The sequence below is a fragment of the Burkholderia sp. CCA53 genome, assembly GCF_001685525.1.
Classification (GTDB): domain Bacteria; phylum Pseudomonadota; class Gammaproteobacteria; order Burkholderiales; family Burkholderiaceae; genus Burkholderia; species Burkholderia multivorans.
In genome coordinates this window covers 923,798-946,959 of record NZ_BDDJ01000001.1, presented here as the reverse complement: position 1 = coordinate 946,959, position 23,162 = coordinate 923,798, and the positions used below count along the sequence as shown (strand labels likewise).

Sequence of the window (23,162 nt, the reverse complement as noted above, 5' to 3'; positions counted from 1 at the left end):
AGTCCGGCGCAAGTTGGAAAAAGCCGCCGGAGTAGCGGCGGCGGAAAGAATGGATGTGCGCCATCGTAGCGCGCGGCGCGGGCGAGCGGCGGGCCCGTGCCGAAGGCGCCGCGGCGGCCGTGCCGTACGGCCGGCCGTCGCACGTGCGGCGCCTTACGCGTGCGTCGCCTCCGGCGTATCGCGCCGTGTGAGCAGCATCGCGTCGCCGTAGCTGAAGAAGCGGTAGCGCTGTTCGATCGCGTGGCGGTACGCGGCGCGGATCGTCTCGATGCCCGCGAACGCGGACACCAGCATCATCAGCGTCGACTTCGGCAGATGGAAATTCGTGACGAGCCGGTCGGCCACACGGAAGCGGTAGCCGGGCGTGATGAAGATGTCGGTCTCGGCCTGCGTCGCCGCGAGCGGCCGGCCGGCGGCTTCGGCGTCGCGCGCCGCGGCTTCGAGCGCGCGCATCGAGGTCGTGCCGACCGCGATCACCTTGCCGCCGCGCGTGCGCGTGGCCGCGATCTTGTCGACGAGAGACTGCGGCAGCTCGTACCACTCGCTGTGCATCTTGTGCTCGGCGATGTTCTCGACCCGCACCGGCTGGAACGTGCCCGCGCCGACGTGCAGCGTCAGCGTCGCGCGCTCGATGCCCATCGCGTCGAGCTTCGCGAGCAGCGGCTCGTCGAAGTGCAGGCCGGCCGTCGGCGCGGCGACCGCGCCCGGGTTGCTCGCATAGACCGTCTGATAGCGCGTCTCGTCGGTCGCGTCCGGATCGTGCTCGATGTACGGCGGCAGCGGCAGTCGGCCGTACTGCTCGATCAGCTCGAGGCACGGCTGCGGAAAGTGCAGCGTGAAGAACGGCTCGACGCGTTCGCCGACCGTCACGTCGAACGCGTCGGCGAGGCGCAGCGTCGTGCCGGCGCCCGGCGACTTGCTCGCGCGGATCTGCGCGAGCGCCGTGTGCGAGCCCGTCACGCGCTCGATCAGCACCTCGATCCGGCCGCCGCTCGCCTTCTGGCCGAAGAAGCGCGCCTTCAGCACCTTGGTATCGTTGAACACGAGCAGGTCGCCGCGCGCGATGCACGCCGGCAATTCGGCGAAACGGCGATCGACGAAGCGCGCGGGCTCGGCCGTCGCGTCGACCTCGAGCAGGCGGCTTGCGGTGCGGTCGGGCAGCGCGGTTTGCGCAATCAGCTCGGGCGGCAGATTGAAATCGAAATCGGAAAGCGTGAACATGCGGGCTGGTTCGAAACGGCCGGCGGGCGCCGCCGGCATGGCGGAAACGCGTAAAGGGCGCGCGCGAGCCGCTATGATGGCGGGATGCGCGGCCTGGCCGGCGTCGTTCGTTCGGACGACGTGAAAGCCGCTATTGTACTTGCCTTGCGAAGCACGCTCACGACCCGATGCCTGTCTCACCCCGCCGTTCCGCCGCCGCTGCCGATTCCGACGATCCGTTCGACACGGAGCTCGCCGCGTCGCCGCCGGCGCGCGCGGCCGATCGCGACGCCGCGCCGCCGGCCGGTCGTGCGGCGCCGCGCCGCACACCGAAGCGCGGTGCCGACGGACGGCTCGCGCAGCCGGCCGCGGCCGCGCAGGCCGAGTCGATCGACGACGATGCGCACGCAGGCCCGCCCGCCGATGCGCCGGCAGACGCCGACGGCGCGCCGGCCGCGAAGCGCGGCAAGAAGGCCGCGGCGGCGAAATCGTCCAAGCCGGCGCTGAAAACCGCCGACAAGCTCGCGAAGCTCGGGCTTACGCGCTCGATCGATCTCGTCCTGCATCTGCCGATGCGCTACGAGGACGAAACGACGCTCACGCCGATCCGCGATCTGCTGCCGGGCGGCATCGCGCAAACCGAAGGCGTCGTGATCGACAACGAGGTCGCGTATCGCCCGCGCCGCCAGCTCGTCGTGAAGATCCGCGACGACGACGGCGAGCAGCTCGTGCTGCGTTTCCTGAATTTCTACGGCTCGCAGGTCAAGCAGATGGCGGTCGGCCAGCGCCTGCGCGTGCGCGGCGACGTGCGCGGCGGCTTCTTCGGGATGGAGATGGTGCATCCGGCGGTGCGCGTCGTCGAAGCCGATGCGCCGCTGCCGCAGGTGCTGACGCCCGTCTATCCGAGCACGGCCGGCGTGTCGCAGGCCTATCTGCGCAAGGCGATCGAGAACGCGCTCGAGCGCACGCCGCTGCCCGAGCTGCTGCCGCCCGAAATCGAGCGCGACTACCTGAAGCCGCTCGGCGTGCCGACGCTCGCTGACGCCGTGCGCATCCTCCATCATCCGGGCGTCGACGCCGACGAAGCCGCGCTGATGGACGGCTCGCATCCGGCATGGACGCGCATCAAGTTCGAGGAACTGCTCGCGCAGCAACTGTCGCTGAAGCGCGCGCACGAGGAGCGCCGCACGCGTGCGGCGCCCGCGATGCCGCGCCGCACCGCGCGCGACGCCGACGCGCTGACCACGCGGCTCTACGCGGCGCTGCCGTTCCGGCTGACGGGCGCGCAGGCGCGCGTCGTCGACGAGATCGCGCACGATCTGACGCTGCCGCACCCGATGCAGCGGCTGCTGCAGGGCGACGTCGGCAGCGGCAAGACGGTCGTGGCGGCGCTCGCGGCCGCACAGGCGATCGACGCCGGCTATCAGGCCGCGCTGATGGCGCCGACCGAAATTCTGGCGGAACAGCATGCACGCAAGCTGCGCGGCTGGCTCGAGCCGCTCGGCGTGTCGGTCGCATGGCTGGCGGGCAGCCTGAAGGCGAAGGAAAAGCGTGCCGCGATCGAGGCGGCCGCGCTCGGCACCGCGCAGCTCGTGATCGGCACGCACGCGATCATCCAGGACACCGTCGAATTCGCGCGGCTCGGTCTCGTCATCGTCGACGAGCAGCATCGCTTCGGCGTCGAGCAGCGGCTCGCGCTGCGCGCCAAGGCCGCCAACGCGGCGGACGGCGCGCGGGGCTTCCAGCCGCATCAGCTGATGATGTCGGCCACGCCGATCCCGCGCACGCTCGCGATGACGTATTACGCGGATCTCGACGTGTCGACGATCGACGAACTGCCGCCGGGCCGCACGCCGGTGCTGACGCGTGTGGTCGGCGACGCGCGCCGCGACGAGGTGATCGCGCGCGTACGCGAGGCCGCGCTGACCGGCCGCCAGGTGTACTGGGTCTGCCCGCTGATCGAGGAAAGCGAGACGCTGCAGCTGCAGACGGCGGTCGAGACCTACGAGACGCTCGCCGCCGCGCTGCCCGAACTGAAGGTCGGCCTCGTGCACGGGCGGCTGTCGCCGGCCGACAAGGCGGCCGTGATGGACGCGTTCACGCGCAACGAGGTGCAGCTGCTCGTCGCGACGACCGTGATCGAGGTCGGTGTCGACGTGCCGAACGCGTCGCTGATGGTGATCGAGCACGCCGAGCGCTTCGGCCTTGCGCAGCTGCATCAGCTGCGCGGGCGCGTCGGGCGCGGTACCGCGGCGTCGGTCTGCGTGCTGCTGTACTCGGGGCCGCTGTCGATCGCGGGCCGCGAACGGCTGAAGACGATGCGCGAGACGACCGACGGCTTCGAGATCGCGCGGCGCGACCTCGAGATCCGCGGGCCCGGCGAATTCCTCGGCGCGCGGCAGTCGGGCGCCGCGATGCTGCGCTTCGCGAACCTCGAGACGGACGGCTGGCTGATCGACCCCGCGCGCGACGCCGCCGCGCGACTGATCGCCGCGTATCCGGACGTCGTCACGCAGCATCTGGCGCGCTGGCTCGGCGCGCGCGAGCAGTATCTGAAGGCTTGAGGCCGTGTTTGAGGGTCGGAGCCGTACCGACGATCGGCCGACCGCGATGCGGAGAAACTTGGCGAACGGCCGCCACAGGGTGTATAAATTATGCCTATCGCTCGTTTATACCTGATTGACCCACAATGACGCTGACTGAATTGAAATACATCGTCGCGGTTGCGCGCGAGCGGCATTTCGGCCGCGCGGCCGAAGCGTGCTTCGTGAGCCAGCCGACGCTGTCGGTGGCGATCAAGAAGCTCGAGGACGAGCTGAACGTGCAGATCTTCGAGCGCGGCGCGAGCGAAGTGAGCGTCACGCCGATCGGCGATCAGATCGTCACGCAGGCGCAACGCGTGCTCGAGCAGACGTTCGCGATCAAGGAGATCGCGAAGCAGGGCAAGGACCCGCTCGTCGGCCCGTTCCGCCTCGGCGTGATCTACACGATCGGCCCGTACCTGCTGCCGACGCTCGTCAAGCAGATGATCCAGCGCGTGCCGCAGATGCCGCTGATGCTGCAGGAGAACTACACGCTGAAGCTGCTCGAGCTGCTGAAGCAAGGCGAGATCGACGCGGCGATCATGGCGCTGCCGTTTCCCGAAACGGGGCTGATGGTGCGGCCGCTGTACGACGAGCCGTTCGTCGTCGCGCTGCCCGCCGGCCATCCGTGGGAGAAGCGCCGCGAGATCGACGCCGAAGACCTGAAGCAGGAAACGATGCTGCTGCTCGGCAACGGTCACTGCTTCCGCGACCACGTGCTCGGCGTGTGCCCCGAGCTGATGCGCTTCTCGCAGACGGCCGACGGCATCCAGAAGACGTTCGAAGGCTCGTCGCTCGAGACGATCCGCCATATGGTCGCAAGCGGCGTCGGCATCACGGTGCTGCCGAGAATGTCGGTGCCGGAGATCGGCCCGCGCGCGAACGGCCCGGACGCCGAGCTGCTGTCGTACGTGCCGTTCAACGAGCCGGTGCCCGACCGCCGCGTCGTGCTGGTGTGGCGCAAGAGCTTCACGCGGATGCCGGCGATCGACGCGATCAGCGAAGCGATCGCCGCGTGCGAGCTGCCGGGCGTCGCGAAGCTCGACATGCCGGCTACCTTGAACTGACGTGGCCGCCGCGCCGCATCGATCGACGGGGTCTCGCGACCCCGTTTATTTTTCCCTATAGCATAGATTTAAACAATCGAATTCTATTAAGCGATAGATTTACGTAGACTCTTCACATGGTCGGCGTCCCCGAGGCGCCCGTTGCAGATTCAATGCAAGCGTCAAAGGAGGATGTCATGATGCGATCGGTATTGCGGCACGCGCAGCGGAACATCGCGTCGCGCGAGCAAGTCGTCAATCGTGCCAGGGCCGCGATCCGCAGCCTGCGTCCGATTGCGTTCGCATACCTGGCGGATCGCACGTATGGCGGATGACGCCGTACGCCGGTCCCGTGTTCCCCCGATTCAACCGCGCCGAAGAGGGAGCAAAGCATGATCGACAACACGAAGACCCAGCGCATCGCCGGCGGCGCGTCTGCCGGCCGCGCTTGCCCGAAGCGTCCCGCCTGCGGCGCTTCGCCCGGGAAGCGCGACGCGAAGCGCATCCCGTAGTCGGGCGGCAGGCCCCGCCTGTTCCGTTTCCACCCCCGCAATCACGCTCCGCGCACGTCGTCCGGCGCTACGCCGGCACGGGGGCACATGAGCCATCCAAGGAGAAAAAGCATGTCGACCGAACCGAAGTGCCCGTTCCACCACACCGCAGGCAGCGGCACATCGAACAAGGACTGGTGGCCGAATCAGATCAACCTGAATATCCTGCACCGGCATTCGTCGCTGTCCGATCCGATGGACAAGGACTTCAACTATGCCGAGGCATTCAAGCAGCTCGACCTCGCGGCCGTGAAGCGCGATTTGCACGCGCTGATGACGACGTCGCAGGACTGGTGGCCGGCCGACTTCGGCCACTACGGCGGCCTGTTCATCCGGATGGCCTGGCATAGCGCGGGCACGTACCGGATCGCCGACGGCCGCGGCGGCGCGGGCGGCGGGCAGCAGCGCTTCGCACCGCTGAACAGCTGGCCCGACAACGCGAACCTCGACAAGGCGCGCCGGCTGCTGTGGCCGATCAAGCAGAAGTACGGCCGCAACATCTCGTGGGCCGACCTGCTGATCCTGACCGGCAACGTCGCGCTCGAATCGATGGGCTTCAAGACGTTCGGCTATGCGGGCGGCCGTCCCGACACGTGGGAACCGGACGACGTGTACTGGGGTTCCGAAAAGATCTGGCTCGAGCTGAGCGGCGGCCCGAATAGCCGCTACTCCGGCAACCGGGAGCTCGAGAACCCGCTCGCGGCCGTGCAGATGGGCCTCATCTACGTGAACCCGGAAGGCCCGGACGGCAATCCCGATCCGGTCGCGGCCGCGCGCGACATCCGCGAGACGTTCGCACGGATGGCGATGAACGACGAAGAGACGGTCGCGCTGATCGCGGGCGGCCACACGTTCGGCAAGACGCACGGTGCCGGTCCCGCCTCGAGCGTCGGCCCCGAGCCGGAAGCGGCGGCCCTCGAGCAGCAGGGTCTTGGCTGGCAGAGCACGTTCGGCACCGGCAAGGGCAAGGACGCGATCACGAGCGGCCTCGAAGTCACGTGGACATCGACGCCGACGAAGTGGAGCAACGATTTCTTCAAGCACCTGTTCAGCTACGAGTGGGAGTTGACGAAGAGCCCGGCCGGCGCGCATCAGTGGGTCGCGAAGGATGCGGAGGCGGTGATCCCCGATGCGTTCGATCCGGCGAAGAAGCACCGTCCGACGATGCTGACGACCGACCTCGCGCTGCGCTTCGATCCCGAGTACGAGAAGATCTCGCGCCGCTTCTACGAGCATCCGGACCAGTTCGCCGACGCGTTTGCGCGCGCATGGTTCAAGCTCACGCACCGCGACATGGGTCCGCGTTCGCGCTATCTCGGCCCGGACGTGCCGGCCGAGGAGCTGCTGTGGCAAGACCCGGTGCCGGCCGTCGACCATCCGCTGATCGACGAAGCCGACATCGCGGCGCTGAAGGCGAAGGTGCTTGCGTCGGGGCTGTCGGTGTCGCAGCTCGTATCGACCGCATGGGCGTCGGCGTCGACGTTCCGCGGCTCGGACAAGCGCGGCGGCGCAAACGGCGCGCGCATCCGTCTCGCGCCGCAGAAGGACTGGGAAGTGAACCGCCCGGCCGAACTCGCGGCCGTGCTCGAGACGCTCGAAGGCGTGCGCAAGGCGTTCAACGATGCGCAAACGGGCGGCAAGAAGGTATCGCTCGCGGATCTGATCGTGCTGGCCGGTGCGGCCGGCGTCGAGCAGGCCGCGAAGAGCGCGGGCGTCACGGTGACGGTGCCGTTCGCGCCGGGCCGTACGGATGCGTCGCAGGAGCAGACCGACGTCCACGCGATGGCCGTGCTCGAGCCTGTCGCCGACGGCTTCCGCAACTATCTGAAGCGCAAGTTCAAGACGCCGGCCGAGGCGCTGCTGGTCGACAAGGCGCAACTGCTGACGCTGACCGCGCCGGAGATGACGGTGCTCGTCGGCGGGATGCGGGTGCTCGGCACGAATGTCGGCGATCCGAAGCACGGGGTCTTCACCGAGCGTCCGGGCACGCTGACGAACGACTTCTTCGTGAACCTGCTCGACATGCGTACCGAGTGGAAGCCCGCATCGGCCGACAACGACGTGTTCGAAGGCCGCGATCGTGCGACGGGCGAGCTGAAGTGGACGGGCACGCGCGTCGACCTCGTGTTCGGTTCGCATTCGCAGCTTCGCGCGCTTGCCGAGGTGTACGGCAGTGCGGATGCTCAGCAGAAGTTCGTACACGACTTCGTCGCGGCATGGAACAAGGTGATGAACCTCGACCGCTTCGATCTCGTCTAACAGCCCGCTGCCGGCAGCGATGCGGCAGCGAAGTCTTGCAACAGGGCGGCGAGCGCCGGGCGGCCGATGAGCGGCAGCCCGGCGCGGCGTCGCCGTTTCGTTGAAGGAGGGACCATCATGACGCAACGCACGCTCGACATGCACGCGGCGTTTGCCGCGCCCGCACTGCGTGCGCCAGCCGCCGCGCGGCGCCTCGTCGGCGCGGCGATCGCCGGCAGCGGCGCGGCCGTGCTGATCGCGCACGCGCTCGGCGCGATCGCTCACGTGGCCGGCGCGTAAGCGCGCATTGGCGCGCGTCACGCTAAACTGGCAGGCCGCGAGCGCATGCCGCGTGCACGCGACATGCGAATGGCTCGACGCATTTTCATCGGTTCAACATGTCGAAATGAGGAGTCCGACGATGGCAAAGAAAGGCAATGCAAATGCAACGCAAATCAACATCGGCATCAGCGACAAGGATCGCAGGAAGATCGCCGACGGCCTGTCGCGCTTGCTGGCCGATACGTTTTCGCTGTATCTGAAGACGCACAATTTCCACTGGAACGTGACGGGCCCGATGTTCAACACGCTGCATCTGATGTTCGAGGAGCAGTACAACGAACTGTGGCTCGCGGTCGATTCGATCGCGGAACGCATTCGCACGCTCGGCGTCGTCGCGCCGGGCACGTTCGGCGATTTCGCGCGACTGTCGTCGGTGCCGGAAGCCGAGGGCGTGCCGGCCGCCGAAGACATGATCCGCCAGCTCGTCGAAGGGCACGAGGCTGTCGTGCGCACCGCGCGCGAGATTTTCCCGGCGGCCGACGCGGCGAGCGACGAGCCGACTGCCGATCTGCTCACGCAGCGCTTGCAGACGCATGAAAAGACCGCGTGGATGCTGCGGTCGCTGCTCGCGTAAGGACGTTGCGCGGCGGGGCGCGCGCCCGGCCGCGGCGCGCGGCATGTCGTTGCGGCATGCGGCAGGGCCGCAAGGTAGGCGGCGGCGCTGCCGCCGGACGGTTCGCACGGCGACTCGCGCGGCACCGATGGTTCCCGGATCGTGCCGGCCGCCTTCGATCTTGGTCGGCGATCCGCCGATTTCTTCACACCGATCCATTCCCCTCGGCCGGGCCTCGCGCCGGCCGCACCCATGACGCAAACGGCCGTTGGGCTCTAAAATGCCGGGATCGTCTTTCCGGTGCTTCGCCATGCTTGCCCGCTTTCCCCTGTACCTGCGCCTTGTCCGGATGGACAAGCCGATCGGCAGCCTGCTGCTGCTGTGGCCGACCTTGAACGCGCTATGGATCGCGTCGGACGGCCATCCGCGCTGGCCGCTGATCGTGATCTTCGCGCTCGGCACGCTGCTGATGCGCTCGGCCGGCTGCGCGATGAACGACTACGCGGACCGCGATTTCGACCGGCACGTGAAGCGCACGGCCGACCGGCCGCTGACGTCGGGCAAGATCCGCGCGTGGGAGGCCGTCGCGATTGCCGTCGGCCTGTCGTTCGTGGCGTTCCTGCTGATCCTGCCGCTCAATACGCTGACGAAAGAGCTGTCGGTCGTCGCGCTGTTCGTCGCGGGTACCTATCCGTTCATGAAGCGCTTCTTCGCGATTCCGCAGGCGTATCTCGGGATCGCGTTCGGCTTCGGAATTCCGATGGCGTTCGCGGCCGTGCAGAACACGGTGCCGCCGCTCGCGTGGGTGATGCTGATCGCCAACGTGTTCTGGTCGGTCGCGTACGACACCGAATACGCGATGGTCGACCGCGACGACGACATCAAGATCGGCATTCGCACGTCGGCGCTGACGTTCGGCCGTTTCGACGTCGCGGCCGTCATGGCGTGCTATGCGGTCACGCTCGGAATCTACGTGTGGATCGGCATCACGCTCGGCTTCGGTGCGGCGTACTGGGTGGGCTGGGCCGCCGCCGCCGGCTGCGCGGTGTATCACTACACGCTGATCAAGGGCCGCGAACGGATGCCGTGCTTCGCGGCATTCCGCCACAACAACTGGCTCGGCGGCGTGCTGTTCGCCGGCATTGCCGCGCATTACCTGATGGCGGCGAGCTGAACGGCGGCCCGCGCGGCTTCGTGCCGCGCGCGGCGTGCTGAAGCAGAAAAAGAAAAAGCGGCCGAGGCCGCTTTTTTGTTGCTGCTACCGGATGATGGCGTGCGCGGTCTGCTGCGCAAGTCCATCCTCGTGCAGGACGAAGCGTCGAGCCGCTCAGGCGCGGCCGAGTTCGTCGCCCATTTCCTTCGCGCGTGCGTCGGCCGCGAGCACGCCGCGCACGATCGCTTCCTTCACACCTTGCGCGTCGAACGACGCGAGCGCGGCGGCCGTCGTGCCGCCCTTCGACGTCACGCGCTCGCGCAGCACGCCAGCCGGCTCGCCCGATTGCGCGGCGAGCTGCGCGGCGCCCGTAAACGTCGCGACCGCGAGCGCGCGGCCCTGTTCGTCGTTCATCCCGAGGCGGCGCGCCGCTTCCTGCAGCGCTTCGATGAAATAGAACACGTATGCGGGCCCGCTGCCCGAGATCGCCGTGACGGCGTCGAGCCGCGATTCGTCGTCGAACCAGACGATCTCGCCGACCGCGCCGAGCACGTTCGAAGCCAGTTCGCGGCCGGCCGCATCGACGCCCGGCAGTGCGGCGAGGCCCGTCACGCCCATGCCGACGAGCGCGGGCGTGTTCGGCATCGTGCGCACGACGCGCGCGTAGCCGCCGAGCCAGCGAGACAGATCCGCGCCACGGATGCCGGCCGCGATGCTGATCACGAGCTGCGCGCGCAGATGCGGCGCGAGCGCCTGCGCGACGTCCTTCAGCACCTGCGGCTTGACCGCGAGCACGATCGCGTCGTAGTCGCCGATTGCCGCGTCGATCGCGGCGCCGGTGCGGATCCCGAACTGCTGCGCGGCGCGCGCGCGGACGTCTTCGTTGACGTCGATCGCGTACAGGCCGTCCGCGGCGACGCCGCGCTTGATGAGGCCGCCGATCAGGGCCGCGGCCATGTTGCCGCCGCCGATGAATGCGATTTTCATGATGTCGGATTGAGCGAGTGAGTGAAGGGATAGGGCGCGGCGTTCAGCGCGAATAGTCGCGCGCGCCGAAGATCGCGGTGCCGACGCGCACGATCGTCGCGCCTTCGAGTACGGCCGCCTCGAGATCGGCGGACATGCCGATCGACAGCGTGTCGAGCGGCAGGCCGTCGGCACGCAGCGCGTCGAACAGCGTGCGCAGTGCGCGATGCGGCACGCGCTGCGCGTCGAGGTCGGCTGCCGGTTCCGGGATCGCCATCAGCCCGCGCAGCCGCAGCGACGGCAGCGCGGCCACCGCGCGTGCGACCTCGGCGACCTCGGCCGGCGCGACGCCGCTCTTCGACGCCTCGCCGCTGATGTTCACCTGCACGCACACGTTCAGCGGCGGCAGGTGCGCGGGGCGCTGCTCGGCGAGCCGCTGCGCGATCTTCAGCCGGTCGATCGAATGTACCCAGTCGTAGCGCTCGGCAACCGCGCGCGTCTTGTTCGATTGCAGCGGCCCGATGAAATGCCATTCGAGCGACGCGCGCAAATCGGCGAGCGCGTCGATCTTGTCGATCGACTCCTGCACGTAGTTTTCGCCGAATGCGCGCTGGCCGGCCGCGTGCGCGGCCCGCACCGCGTCGGCGGGAAAGGTCTTCGATACGGCGAGCAGCGACACGGAGGCCGGATCGCGGCCGGCGGCACGCGCGGCGTCGGCGATGCGGCGATGAACGGATTCGAGACGAACGGCGAGATCGGACATGACGGGCACGGATACGGCGCGAGAAAACGGGCACGGAGCGGATGCGCCGCAGGCGGCGCAACGATCCGCACATTATACGGACGCCGTGCGCGCCGCCGCGACGCGCTCGCGTGCATGCATGCCCTTCACGCAGCGATCATGGCGCACCGCGAGCGGCGAGCGGCGAGCGGCGAGCGCCGACATTAACCGTAGATGAGGTGCTCGACGAGCTGGATCCAGTGCGCGACCGGGATCTGCGTGCCGCTTTGCAGGTGCGCGATGCAGCCGACGTTGCCGGACACGATCATCTGCGGTTCGAGCGCCTGCAGCTTCAGCAGCTTCTGCTTGCGCAACCGGTACGACAGCGACGGCTGCGTCAGCGAATAGGTGCCGGCCGAGCCGCAGCAGAGGTGGCTGTCGGCCGGCAGCCGCACGTCGATGCCGAGCGTTTCGAGCAGCCGTTCGACCTTGCCGCGCGACTGCTGCCCGTGCTGCAGCGTGCACGGAGGATGGTACGCGACCGTATGGATCGCACGGCGGCGGCCGAGCGTCGCGAGTTCGGCCTCGAACGCGAGCAGTACGTCCGAGATGTCGCGCGTCAGCGCGACGATGCGCCGCGCCTTTTCCGCATAGGCCGGATCGTCGCGCAGCAGGTGTGCATATTCGAGCACGGTCGCGCCGCAGCCCGACGCGTTCATCACGATCGCTTCGACGCCTTGTTCGACGTACGGCCACCATGCGTCGATGTTGCGGCGCGCGTCGTCGAGCGCTTCGTCGTGATAGTTCAGATGCAGCCGGATCGCGCCGCAGCAGCCTGCGTCGGGCGCGACGATCGTCTCGACGCCGAGCGCGTCCAGCACGCGCGCGGTCGCGATGTTGATGTTCGGCAGCATCGACGGCTGCACGCAGCCGCCGAGCATCAGCATCTTGCGCGGATGCGTGCGCTGCGGCCATTCGAGCAGCCGCGTGCGCGGCGGTACCTTGTCGCGCAGCCGCTTCGGCAGCAGCGGCCGCACCTGCTGGCCGAGCCGCATCACGGGCGAGAACAGCGTCGCGTTCGGCACGAGGCTCGCCAGCAGGCGGCGCACGAGCCGCTGCGACAGCGGGCGCTGCACCTGCGCCTCGACGTGCTTGCGGCCGATCTCGACGAGCCGGCCGTACTGGACGCCCGACGGGCACGTCGTCTCGCAGCTGCGGCACGTGAGGCAGCGATCGAGATGCTGCTGCGTGCTGCGCGTGACTTTCGCGCCTTCGACCATCTGCTTGATCAGGTAAATGCGTCCGCGCGGGCCGTCGAGTTCGTCGCCGAGCAACTGATAGGTCGGGCACGTCGCGGTGCAGAACCCGCAGTGCACGCACTTGCGCAGGATCGCGTCGGCCTCGTTGCCGTCGGGCGTGTCGCGGATGAAGTCGGCGAGGTTCGTTTGCATCGGCAGCTCAGAGATCGGGATACAGCCGGCCGCGGTTGAAGATGCGCGCGGGATCGAACGCCGCCTTCAGCCCGCGGTGGATTTTCAGCAGCGGCGCGGCGAGCGGCGTGAACACGCCGGCGCTGCGATCGTAGGCGTCGCCCGCGCGGAACAGCGTCGCGTGGCCGCCGGCCTGCTTCGCGCTCATGCGGACCGTCTGCGCGTCGGCGTCGGTAATCCACCAGCGCTGCGCGCCGCCCCATTCCATCAGCTGTGTGCCGGGCAGGTGCATCGGTTCGGTGATCGACGGCAGCGAGAGCCGCCACAGCGCATAGTCGGGCGGGATCCCGTTGAAGAACGGATCGGTGTGCTCGCGCAGGCCGGCCCAGAATCGCTCGGCCTCGACCGCGTCGACGACTTCGCCGCCGAGCTGCGTCTTTGCCGATTTGACGGCGGCCTCGGCGCCGGACAGGCGCAGCACGAGCGTGCCGTTGCGCCACGCGCTGCCGCTGACCGGCAGCGGATGGCCACCCCATTCGTTGAGCTTGCGCACGGCATCGGTCGCCGTCATCTCGAACTTCAGCGTGACTTCGGCGACCGGCACCGGCAGCACCTTGATCGAGAGCTCGAGCATCAGCCCGAGCGTGCCGAGCGAGCCGGCCATCAGCCGCGAGACGTCGTAGCCGGCGACGTTCTTCACGACCTGCCCGCCGAAGCGCAGCGTTTCGCCGCGGCCGTTCATCAGCGTGACGCCGAGCACGAAGTCGCGCGGCGCGCCGCAGGTCGCACGGCGCGGGCCTGCGAGGCCGGCCGCGATGCAGCCGCCGACGGTGGCCGCGCGTCCGAAGTGCGGCGGCTCGAACGGCAGCATCTGGCCGCACTCCGCGACGACGCTTTCGAGCTGCGCGAGCGGCGTGCCCGCGCGCACCGTGACGACGAGTTCGGCCGGGTCGTACGACACGACGCCGTGCAGCGCGCGCGTGTCCAGTATTTCTCCTTCGAGCGTCTGCCCGTACCAGTCCTTCGTGCCGCCGCCGCGAATCCGCAGCGGGCGGCCGTCGGCGCTGGCCGAGCGGACGCGTTCGGCCCATTCGGCGACGATGTCGTCCTCTTCCATGTTTTCGTGGCTGCCTCGTCTTGTTGTCCGATCGATTGTACCGGGGTGGCGCGAATCCACATCGCGACTATCCCTAGGATGCGTCGGCGACACCCGCGACATCGAGGAAAGGGGGGCGCTACAGCGCGTACCGGGCGGCGGGCCCGCCGCCCGGTACGCGCAGGCGGCGCGCGCGAGCCTGCGCCGCGCCATACCGCGCGGCCGCGCCGGGCGCTTCCTGAAGCCGGCCGGGCGGCGGCCGGCATGCGCGCGCCTAGAAGCGCGGCAGTTCGGGGTGCGGCAGCAGCCCGCCGCGCACGTGCTGGCGTCCGTATTCGGCGCAGCGTGCGCGTGTCGGAATGCCCTTGTCGGGATTGAGCAGTTCCGGCGGATCGAACGCACGCTTGACCGCGAAGAACGCGTCGCGCTCCTGCGGCGAGAACTGGACGCACATCGAGTTCAGTTTCTCGATGCCGACGCCGTGCTCGCCGGTCACGCTGCCGCCGAATTCGACGCAGCATTCGAGGATTTCCGCGCCGAACTGCTCGGCGCGATGGAGTTCGTCCGGATTGTTCGCGTTGTACAGAATCAGCGGATGCATGTTCCCGTCGCCGGCATGGAACACGTTGATGCAGCGCAAGCCGTAGCGCGTTTCGAGCTGTTCGATGCGCGCGAGCAGCGGGCCGATCGCGCGGCGCGGCACGGTGCCGTCCATGCAGTAATAGTCGGGCGAGATGCGTCCGGCGGCCGGAAACGCGTTCTTGCGGCCCGACCAGAAGCGCAGCCGCTCGCTTTCGTTGCGCGAGACCTGGATGCGCGTCGCGCCGTGCTCGCGCAGCACGGCCGTCATCCGCACGATTTCCTCGGCGACTTCTTCCGGCGTGCCGTCCGATTCGCATAGCAGGATCGCTTTCGCGTCGAGGTCGTAGCCGGCGTGCGTGAACGCCTCGACGGCCTGCGTCGCCGGCTTGTCCATCATCTCGAGGCCGGCCGGGATGATGCCGGACGCGATGATCGCGGCGACCGCCTCGCCGCCCTTGACGACGTCGTCGAAGCTCGCCATCACGAGCTGCGCCGCCTGCGGTTTCGGGATCAGCTTCACCGTCACTTCGGTGACGATCGCGAACATCCCTTCGCTGCCGATCATCACGGCGAGCAGGTCGAGGCCCGGCATGTCGAGCGCGAGCGAGCCGAATTCGACGATTTCGCCGTCGATCGTCACCGCGCGCACGCGCATCACGTTGTGCACGGTGAGTCCGTACTTGAGGCAATGGACGCCGCCCGAATTTTCCGCGACGTTGCCGCCGATCGTGCAGGCGATCTGCGACGACGGATCGGGCGCGTAGTACAGCCCGTACGGTGCGGCGGCTTCGGAGATCGCGAGATTGCGCACGCCGGGCTGGACGGTGGCGGTGCGCGCATACGGATCGACTTCGACGATGCGTGTGAAGCGCGCGAGCGACAGCACGACGCCGAGCGAGATCGGCAGCGCGCCGCCGGACAGGCTCGTGCCGGCACCGCGCGGCACGATCGGCACGTCCATGCGGCGGCAGATCTGCACGATGCGCTGCACTTGCGATTCGGTTTCGGGCAGTGCGACTGCGAGCGGCAGGCGGCGGTATGCCGACAGGCCGTCGCATTCGTACGGTGCGGTGTCTTCGTCGCGATACAGCAGGCAGTGCGTCGGCAGCACGGCCATCAGCGCCTGGACGACTTCGCGCTGGCGCTGCGCGCGCATCTGGGCGGACAGTTCGACAGGGGCGTTCATCGGGTCTCCTTTTGCGACGGGAGTTAGCGCTTTAGCGCTTACTCCCGTCCCAGGCAAAGCGCGGCTGGAGTGAGCGCTTTGGCGCTTGCTCCAGCCTCAGGCAAAGCGCGACGGGAATTAGCGCTTCAGCGCTTGCTCCCGTCCCAGGCAAAGCGCGGCTGCGGCCGCCGCTTCGCCGCCGCATCAGCACGCGAAGATCTTGCCGGGGTTCATCAGGTTGCGCGGATCGAGCGCGAGCTTGATCGCGCGCATCGTGTCGATCGCGTTGTCGCCATGCTCCTTCGGCAGGAAGCGCATCTTGTGCAGCCCGACGCCGTGCTCGCCCGTACACGTGCCGCCGAGCCGCAGCGCACGCTCGACGATCCGGTCGTTGATGCGTTCGGCCTCGTCGATTTCTTCGGGCTTGTCGGGATCGATCAGGATCGCGACGTGGAAATTGCCGTCGCCGACGTGACCGACGATCGGGCACGGCAGCGACGACGCGCGCAGATCGGCCTCGGTTTCCTCGACGCAGGCGGCGAGTTGCGAGATCGGCACGCATACGTCGGTCGTCACCGCGCGGCAGCCGGGCTTCAGCTGCAGCATCGCGAAATACGCGTTATGGCGTGCGGACCAGAGCCGGCTGCGGTCTTCGGGCCGCGTCGCCCATTCGAAACCCTGGCCGTTGTTCTGGCCCGCGAGCGCCTGCACGAGCTCGGCCTGTTCCTTCACGCCGGCTTCCGTGCCGTGGAATTCGAAGAACAGCGTCGGCGCTTCGGCGAGCGTCAGGTTCGAATGGCGGTTGATCGAACGCACGGCAAGCGCGTCGACGAATTCGACGCGCGCGATCGGCACGCCGATCTGAATCGTCTCGATCACGGTGCGCACGGCGTCGCCCATTGTCGGGAACGTGCAGATCGCGGCCGATACGGCTTCCGGCAGCGGATGCAGCCGCAGCGTGATTTCGGTGATCACGCCGAGCGTCCCCTCGGAGCCGACGAACAGGCGCGTCAGATCGTAGCCGGCCGACGACTTGCGCGCGCGCGAGCCGGTCTTCACGACGCGGCCGTCGGCGAGCACCGCGGTGAGGCCGAGCACGTTCTCGCGCATCGTGCCGTAGCGCACGGCATTCGTGCCGGACGCGCGTGTCGCGGTCATCCCGCCGATGCTCGCGTCGGCGCCCGGATCGATCGGGAAAAACAGCCCCGTGTCGCGCAGCGCCTCGTTCAGCGCCTTGCGCGTAATGCCGGGCTCGACCGTGACGGTCAGGTCTTCCGCGTTGATCGACAGCACGCGGTTCATCTCGGACAGATCGAGCGACACGCCGCCGCGCACCGCGAGCAGATGACCTTCGAGCGACGAGCCGGCGCCGTACGGAATCAGCGGGACGCCGTAGAGCGCGCACTGCGACACGACTTCGCGGACGTCGTCGACGCTGTGCGCGAACACGACCGCGTCGGGCAGCTGCGGATCGAACGGCGATTCGTCGCGGCCGTGGTGTGCGCGCACGGCATCGGCGACCGAGACGCGCTCGCCGAACCTGGCGCGCAGCGCATCGAGCATGGCGGGGGGCAGGGGGCGGCGCGTGGCCGCCGGCGGGGCGGGGTGATTCACGAATGTCTCCTTTGTCGGGGCAGCGCACGGGCGCGTGCCGGCATCGTGCGCGGTGGCCGGCGGACGATGCCGGGCGCATGTCGCGCCGACCGGGTTCGCGGCGGCCGACCGTCCGAAAAACGGGTCCCGCTTCGACGCGGTTTCGGCCCATTCTACGCTGGAACGCCTGCTGCGGCCGTCGCCGCGGGCTGCGATAATCGCGTTCCAACGCAACCGGGCCGCATCGCGGCCGCGCACCGGAGAGGACATTCGCATGGGCAACCGCTTGAGCAAGATCGCCACGCGCACCGGCGACGACGGCACCACCGGCCTCGGCGACGGCCGGCGCGTCGGCAAGGACGATGCGCGGATCGCCGCGATCGGCGACGTCGACGAACTGAATTCGAATCTCGGCGTGCTGCTCGCCGAAACGCTGCCCGACGACGTGCGCACGGCGCTCGTGACGATTCAGCACGATCTGTTCGATCTCGGCGGCGAGCTCTGCATCCCGGGCCATACGGTGATCGACGACACGCATCTCGCGCGGCTGGACCGCTGGCTCGCCGACTACAACGCGACGCTACCGCCGCTGAAGGAATTCATCCTGCCGGCCGGCTCGCGCGCGGCATCGCTCGCGCACGTGTGCCGGACCGTGTGCCGCCGCGCCGAGCGCTCGATCGTCGCGCTCGGCCGGCACGACGCACTCAACGACGCGCCGCGGCGCTACGTGAACCGGCTGTCGGATCTGCTGTTCGTGCTCGCGCGTGTGCTGAACCGCGCAGCCGGCGGCGCGGACGTGCTGTGGGAGCGCGGCCGCGTCCGGTAACGCAGCCGGCGCCTTTTTCCGCACTGCGACAATTTGTCCGTCCGGCCTGCGATTTTAAAGAGGTATCGTATCAGCATGTTTAACGGAGAACGAACATGACCCAGATCACCGCCGATCAGATGGCACGCGTGAAGGCGACCGCTCCCGTCCTCGCCGAACACGGCGCGACGATTACGAAGCACTTCTACCAGCGCATGTTCGCGCGCCATCCGGAGTTGAAGAACCTGTTCAACCAGACGCATCAGAAGACGGGCACGCAGCCCGAGACGCTCGCGAAGGCCGTCTATGCGTATGCGGCGAACATCGACAATCTGGGCGCGCTCGGCGGTGCGGTGTCGCGGATTTCGCACAAGCACGCGAGCCTGAACATTCGTCCCGAGCACTATCCGATCGTCGGCGAGAACTTGCTCGCGTCGATCGTCGAGGTGCTCGGCGACGCGGTCGACGCGGCTACGGTCGAAGCGTGGCGCGTCGCCTACGGCCAGCTCGCGCAAATCCTGATCGGCGCGGAGGCCGACCTGTACGCGGGTGCCGCCTGGAGCGGGTTCCGGCCGTTCCGCGTCGAGCGCAAGGTGCGCGAAAGCGACGAGATCACGTCGTTCTACCTGGTGCCGGCGGACGGCGGCGCGGCGCCGTCGTTCGAGCCGGGCCAGTACGTGACGGTGAAGCGCTTCGTCGGTGATCTCGGTGTCGATCAGCCGCGCCAGTACAGCCTGTCCGACGCGCCGAACGGCAAGTGGCTGCGCATCTCGGTGAAGCGCGAGTCGGGCAACGCCGAGGCGATTCCGGCCGGCAAGGTGTCGACGCTGATGCACGACGGCGTCGAAGCGGGTTCGATCGTCGAGGTGACGGCGCCGATGGGTGATTTCTCGCTGAGGCGCGACGCCGATACGCCTGTCGTGCTGATCTCGGGCGGCGTCGGCATCACGCCGATGATGTCGATGCTGTCGACGCTCGTCGCCGAAGGCAGTCGGCGCGACGTGCGGTTCGTCCACGCATGCCGGTCGGGCGCGGTGCACGCGTTCCGCGACTGGCTGAACGACACGGTGCGCCAGCACGCGAACGTGAAGCGTACGGTGCTGTACGAGCGGGTCGGACCGAACGACCGCGTCGGCATCGATCACGACCTCGAAGGGCGTCTGACGCCCGAGCGCGTGAAGCAGTACGCGCTGGTGCCGGACGCCGACTACTACATCTGCGGCCCGATCGCGTTCATGAAGGCGCAGCGCGATGCGCTGGTCGCGCTGGGCGTCGCGCCGGAGCGCGTGAATACGGAGATTTTCGGTTCGGGGGCGCTCGAGTAACGCGTCACGCAGGCACTCGCGGCTGCTCATGAAAAAGCCCGGCGTATGCCGGGCTCTGGTTTTGGTGCATGGAGGACGTCAGGCGCGCAGCACGAGCGTGGCGTGATAGCGCCACAGCTTGGGATCTGCGCTGACGAGCGGCATACCTTCATGTAGCGCCTGCGCAACCATCACGCGGTCGAACGGATCGGCGTGATCCGGAAAATCGGGCAGCGCGGCAACGCCTTCGACGTGATCGCTGCTGATAGGCAGCTCCGCAAAGCCAGCAAGCCGGAACGCCGAACGGGCATCGCGCGGATGGACCGGCAGATTGCCTTTGCGGTATTTGATCGCGATTTCCCAGATGGATGCGGCACTGACGTACAGCGTGTTCTCGGGATGCTCGATTAACGCGGCCGCTGTTGTCGACAGTTGAGGCGCGCCCTCCGCCGCCCATAGCGCGATGTGCGTATCGAGCAGCAGCTTCATGGCGCAAGCCTTTGTTCCGAGCTGGCCTCGAATTCCGCGGCGATCGATTCGTCGGCGGCATTGAATGCCTCGACGGTTGTCGGGATGTTCAGCCCGGCAAGCAGCTGACGAGCTGCGCCGATCCGCTTCGGCGCAGCATAAGGAACGATCCGGGCCACTGGATGACCATTCCGGGCGATCACGACCTCGGTTTCGCGCCCGGATTCCAGCGCTTCGACGAGGCTGGAGAGCCGCGACTTGGCATCGTGCATGTTAACCGTCGACATGGTCGCCTCCTCGGTTAGCTAGAGAATGTTAGCTAGTCTAGCAGAGCGAGGCGATCACCGCGCGCTGGCCGCATGGCCGAGGCGCCACGGGACGAACGCGCTGCTTGCCGCCCCGTCAGTTTCCGCTGCCGCTCGCGACGCGGCGCGCCTTCACCGATTCCGCCAGCCCTTCGAGCACCTTCACGCTGTCTTCCCAGTTGATGCAGGCGTCGGTGATGCTCTGGCCGTACGTCAGTTCGCAGCCTTCCTTCAGATCCTGACGGCCTTCGACGAGGTGCGACTCGATCATCACGCCGACGATGCGCGAGTCGCCGGCCGCGACCTGGCGGCCGATGTCCGCGCATACCGGAATCTGGTTCTCGTGCTTTTTCGAGCTATTGGCGTGGCTCGCGTCGATCATCAGGCGCGCGGCGAGGCCGGCCTTGCCGATGTCCGCGCACGCGGCGTTCACGCTGTCCGCGTCGTAGTTCGGCGCCTTGCCGCCGCGCAGGATCACGTGGCAGTCCTCGTTGCCGGCCGTCGACACGATCGCCGAGTGGCCGCCCTTCGTCACCGACAGGAAGTGGTGCGGCTGCGATGCGGCCTTGATCGCATCGACTGCGATCTTCACGTTGCCGTCCGTGCCGTTCTTGAAGCCGACCGGGCACGACAGCCCCGACGCCAGCTCGCGGTGCACTTGCGACTCGGTCGTGCGCGCGCCGATCGCGCCCCACGAGATCAGGTCGGCAATGTACTGCGGGCTGATCATGTCGAGGTATTCGGTGCCGGCCGGCAGCCCCATCTCGTTGATCTGCAGCAGCAGTTCGCGCGCGGTGCGCAGCCCTTCGTTGATCTTGAAGCTGTTGTCGAGATGCGGGTCGTTGATCAGCCCCTTCCAGCCGACCGTCGTGCGCGGCTTCTCGAAGTACACGCGCATCACGATTTCGAGTTCGCCCTTGAAGCGCTCGCGTTCCTTCACGAGCCGGCCCGCGTATTCGAGCGCCGCCTTCGTGTCGTGGATCGAGCACGGCCCGATCACGACGATCAGACGGTCGTCCATGCCGTGCAGGATCCGGTGCATTGCCTGCCGCGCGTTGTAGATCAGCTCGGACGCCGCTTCGGAGCAGGCGAACTCGCGGATCAGGTGAGCGGGCGGCGTCAGTTCCTTGAGTTCGCGGATGCGGACGTCGTCGGTATTGTGCGGGGGCATGCTGTTTCTCCTAGCTTTTGGGGGCGCCGTTCGGTCAGTGTGCGTGCGGCAGATTCGTCGATTCGGGTGGTGCGGTGTGTCGTTCGGGCTGCAGGGCGGCCGTCGCGACGACGGCTGGCGAAGGGCGAAAAAAAACCGCCGGGTTCGCCGGCGGTTTTTTCGGGAATTTCGGTTGCGCTTTGCGCGCCATCAACCCTCTCGATCCGCCAGCGGTCTGAGATACCAAAAAAAGTAAAAGTAAAACTTGGCGGACATGACGGAGATTCGGTTCGTCGAAAAAGTCGATTCGGAATTTATACCCGGTCGCCGTGCCGCTGGCAACCGGGGTGCGTCAAAAATGCGGACAATCCGCGCGTTCGGTCAAAAATTCGCGGATTGTCTGCGCGGCGATGCGGTTATGCCGTACCGCCGACCGTCATCTTGTCGATGCGCAGGGTCGGCTGGCCGACGCCGACCGGCACGCTCTGGCCTTCCTTGCCGCATACGCCGACGCCCGTGTCGAGCGACATGTCGTTGCCGATCATGCTCACGTACTTCAGCGATTCGGGGCCGCTGCCGATCAGCGTCGCGCCCTTGACCGGATACGTGATCTTGCCGTTCTCGATCATGTACGCCTCGGACGCCGAGAACACGAACTTGCCGTTCGTGATGTCGACCTGGCCGCCGCCGAAGTTGACGGCGTAGAGGCCGTTCTTCACCGACGCGATGATTTCCTGCGGATCCTTGTCGCCGTTGAGCATGTAGGTATTCGTCATGCGCGGCATCGGCAGGGCCGCATACGATTCGCGGCGCGCGTTGCCCGTGACCGGCATCTTCATCAGGCGCGCGTTCAGCGTGTCCTGGATGTAGCCCTTCAGGATCCCGTCCTCGATCAGCGTCGTGCACTGCGTGGGGTTGCCTTCGTCGTCGATATTGAGCGAGCCGCGACGGTTCGGCAGCGTGCCGTCGTCGACGACCGTCACGCCCTTCGCGGCGACCTGCTCGCCGATGCGGCCCGCGAACGCGGACGAACCCTTGCGGTTGAAGTCGCCCTCGAGACCGTGGCCGATCGCCTCGTGCAGCAGCACGCCGGGCCAGCCCGGCCCGAGCACGACCGTCATCGCGCCGGCCGGCGCGGGGCGCGCGTCGAGGTTCACGAGCGCGGCATGCACCGCGTCGTCGACGTAGCGCGACAGCACGTCGTCGGTGAAGTAGCCGTAGTCGAAGCGGCCGCCGCCGCCGCCGGTGCCGATTTCGCGGCGACCGTTCTGCTCGGCGATGACCGTGACCGAGACGCGCACGAGCGGGCGGATGTCGGCCGCCAGTGCGCCGTCGCTGCGCGCGACGAGCACGACGTCGTATTCGCCGGCGAGGCCCGCCATGACCTGCGTGATGCGCGGGTCGCGGCTGCGCGCCATCTGCTCGACGCGTTCGAGCAGCTTCACCTTGGCCGTCGCGTCGAGCGACGCGAGCGGATCGGACGGCAGATAGAGGTCGCGGCCCGAGATGCCTTTCAACGACGTCGCCGCCTTCACCTTCTGGCGGCCGCCGCCCGCGGCCGCGATCGCCTTCGTCGCCGCGGCGGCCTGCGCGATCGCTTCCGGCGACAGGTCGTCCGAATACGCGAATGCGGTGCGGTCGCCCGCCACCGCGCGCACGCCGACGCCCTGGTCGATGCTGAAGCTGCCCGACTTCACGATGCCTTCCTCGAGGCTCCACGCCTCGCTGCGCGTTGCCTGGAAGTACAGATCCGCGTAGTCGACGCGGTGCGTGAAGATGTCCGCGATCGTGCGCGTGAGCAGGCTCTCGTCGAGGCCGTACGGCGTCAGCAGGATGTCCTTCGCCAGCGCCAGGTTGCGGATGCCGGGTTCGATGATGTTCATGCGGGTATCGGGTGCTCTCAAAAAGTTGT

Annotated in this window: 19 protein-coding genes; 8 read left to right on the top strand and 11 right to left on the bottom strand. The window is 68.1% G+C overall.

Features of this window, described 5'->3' with window-relative positions; all coding sequences use genetic code 11:
• Positions 1-153: 153 nt before the first annotated feature.
• The gene (gene queA, locus BCR55_RS04375; protein WP_065494235.1) at positions 154-1,221 is read right to left on the bottom strand and encodes a tRNA preQ1(34) S-adenosylmethionine ribosyltransferase-isomerase QueA; all 1,068 of its coding nucleotides are present in this window, start codon (positions 1,219-1,221) and stop codon (positions 154-156) included.
• A gap of 167 nt (positions 1,222-1,388) precedes the next feature.
• Here queA and recG point away from each other — a divergent pair, with 167 nt between their 5' ends.
• The 6 genes from recG to ubiA all read left to right on the top strand — a co-directional run bounded on the left by recG (position 1,389) and on the right by ubiA (position 9,686).
• A complete protein-coding gene (gene recG, locus BCR55_RS04370; RefSeq protein ID WP_065494234.1) occupies positions 1,389-3,764 on the top strand; it encodes an ATP-dependent DNA helicase RecG in 2,376 nt (791 codons plus the stop codon).
• A 125-nt stretch (positions 3,765-3,889) separates the two neighbouring features.
• Positions 3,890-4,849 (top strand): LysR substrate-binding domain-containing protein, encoded by a 960-nt coding sequence (locus tag BCR55_RS04365; protein ID WP_006401641.1) that lies wholly within the window; start codon positions 3,890-3,892, stop codon positions 4,847-4,849.
• A gap of 602 nt (positions 4,850-5,451) precedes the next feature.
• The gene (gene katG / locus BCR55_RS04360; protein WP_006409655.1) at positions 5,452-7,638 is read left to right on the top strand and encodes a catalase/peroxidase HPI; all 2,187 of its coding nucleotides are present in this window, start codon (positions 5,452-5,454) and stop codon (positions 7,636-7,638) included.
• Between the two features lie 117 nt (positions 7,639-7,755).
• Positions 7,756-7,917, top strand: coding sequence for a hypothetical protein (locus tag BCR55_RS32970; protein WP_175403811.1), 162 nt, complete (start codon positions 7,756-7,758; stop codon positions 7,915-7,917).
• 121 nt (positions 7,918-8,038) lie between these two features.
• Positions 8,039-8,533, top strand: coding sequence for a Dps family protein (locus tag BCR55_RS04355; RefSeq protein WP_035489597.1), 495 nt, complete (start codon positions 8,039-8,041; stop codon positions 8,531-8,533).
• Positions 8,534-8,822: 289 nt separating this feature from the next.
• Positions 8,823-9,686: a 4-hydroxybenzoate octaprenyltransferase gene (gene ubiA / locus BCR55_RS04350; RefSeq protein WP_035489595.1), complete on the top strand. Its 864-nt coding sequence runs from the start codon at positions 8,823-8,825 to the stop codon at positions 9,684-9,686.
• A 153-nt stretch (positions 9,687-9,839) separates the two neighbouring features.
• On the opposite strand, the gene proC is transcribed toward ubiA, so the two are convergent.
• From proC to BCR55_RS04320, 6 genes are all read right to left on the bottom strand, one after another.
• Positions 9,840-10,652: a pyrroline-5-carboxylate reductase gene (gene proC / locus BCR55_RS04345; RefSeq protein WP_006411011.1), complete on the bottom strand. Its 813-nt coding sequence runs from the start codon at positions 10,650-10,652 to the stop codon at positions 9,840-9,842.
• A gap of 43 nt (positions 10,653-10,695) precedes the next feature.
• Positions 10,696-11,394, bottom strand: coding sequence for a YggS family pyridoxal phosphate-dependent enzyme (locus BCR55_RS04340; RefSeq protein ID WP_065494233.1), 699 nt, complete (start codon positions 11,392-11,394; stop codon positions 10,696-10,698).
• A gap of 182 nt (positions 11,395-11,576) precedes the next feature.
• Positions 11,577-12,803 (bottom strand): glycolate oxidase subunit GlcF, encoded by a 1,227-nt coding sequence (gene glcF, locus BCR55_RS04335; RefSeq protein ID WP_006408363.1) that lies wholly within the window; start codon positions 12,801-12,803, stop codon positions 11,577-11,579.
• Between the two features lie 7 nt (positions 12,804-12,810).
• Complete coding sequence (glcE, locus tag BCR55_RS04330) at positions 12,811-13,899, bottom strand: glycolate oxidase subunit GlcE (RefSeq protein WP_006408364.1); 1,089 nt, start codon at positions 13,897-13,899, stop codon at positions 12,811-12,813.
• A gap of 253 nt (positions 13,900-14,152) precedes the next feature.
• Entirely contained in the window at positions 14,153-15,646 is a 1,494-nt protein-coding gene (locus BCR55_RS04325; RefSeq protein ID WP_006408365.1) for an FAD-linked oxidase C-terminal domain-containing protein, read from the bottom strand.
• Positions 15,647-15,829: 183 nt separating this feature from the next.
• Positions 15,830-17,239 (bottom strand): FAD-binding oxidoreductase, encoded by a 1,410-nt coding sequence (locus BCR55_RS04320; protein ID WP_035489591.1) that lies wholly within the window; start codon positions 17,237-17,239, stop codon positions 15,830-15,832.
• Positions 17,240-17,492: 253 nt separating this feature from the next.
• Between BCR55_RS04320 and BCR55_RS04315 the strand changes: the two genes are divergently transcribed.
• Together BCR55_RS04315 and hmpA are read left to right on the top strand one after the other, a co-directional pair.
• Positions 17,493-18,044, top strand: a complete 552-nt coding sequence (locus tag BCR55_RS04315) for a cob(I)yrinic acid a,c-diamide adenosyltransferase (RefSeq protein ID WP_006401622.1) — start codon at positions 17,493-17,495, stop codon at positions 18,042-18,044.
• Positions 18,045-18,139: 95 nt separating this feature from the next.
• Positions 18,140-19,348 carry an NO-inducible flavohemoprotein gene (gene hmpA / locus BCR55_RS04310; RefSeq protein ID WP_065494232.1) on the top strand — a complete coding sequence of 403 codons (1,209 nt, stop codon included), beginning with the start codon at positions 18,140-18,142 and terminating at the stop codon, positions 19,346-19,348.
• 78 nt (positions 19,349-19,426) lie between these two features.
• Here the strand turns inward: hmpA and BCR55_RS04305 are convergent, their stop codons facing one another.
• The 4 genes from BCR55_RS04305 to tldD all read right to left on the bottom strand — a co-directional run bounded on the left by BCR55_RS04305 (position 19,427) and on the right by tldD (position 23,133).
• The gene (locus tag BCR55_RS04305; RefSeq protein WP_065494231.1) at positions 19,427-19,816 is read right to left on the bottom strand and encodes a type II toxin-antitoxin system VapC family toxin; all 390 of its coding nucleotides are present in this window, start codon (positions 19,814-19,816) and stop codon (positions 19,427-19,429) included.
• Complete coding sequence (locus tag BCR55_RS04300) at positions 19,813-20,082, bottom strand: type II toxin-antitoxin system Phd/YefM family antitoxin (protein ID WP_065494230.1); 270 nt, start codon at positions 20,080-20,082, stop codon at positions 19,813-19,815. Before BCR55_RS04300 ends, BCR55_RS04305 begins: the two co-directional genes overlap by 4 nt.
• Positions 20,083-20,197: 115 nt before the next feature.
• Positions 20,198-21,271: a 3-deoxy-7-phosphoheptulonate synthase AroG gene (aroG, locus tag BCR55_RS04295; protein ID WP_006401618.1), complete on the bottom strand. Its 1,074-nt coding sequence runs from the start codon at positions 21,269-21,271 to the stop codon at positions 20,198-20,200.
• Between the two features lie 395 nt (positions 21,272-21,666).
• Positions 21,667-23,133, bottom strand: coding sequence for a metalloprotease TldD (tldD, locus tag BCR55_RS04290; protein WP_006408370.1), 1,467 nt, complete (start codon positions 23,131-23,133; stop codon positions 21,667-21,669).
• Positions 23,134-23,162: the final 29 nt, after the last annotated feature.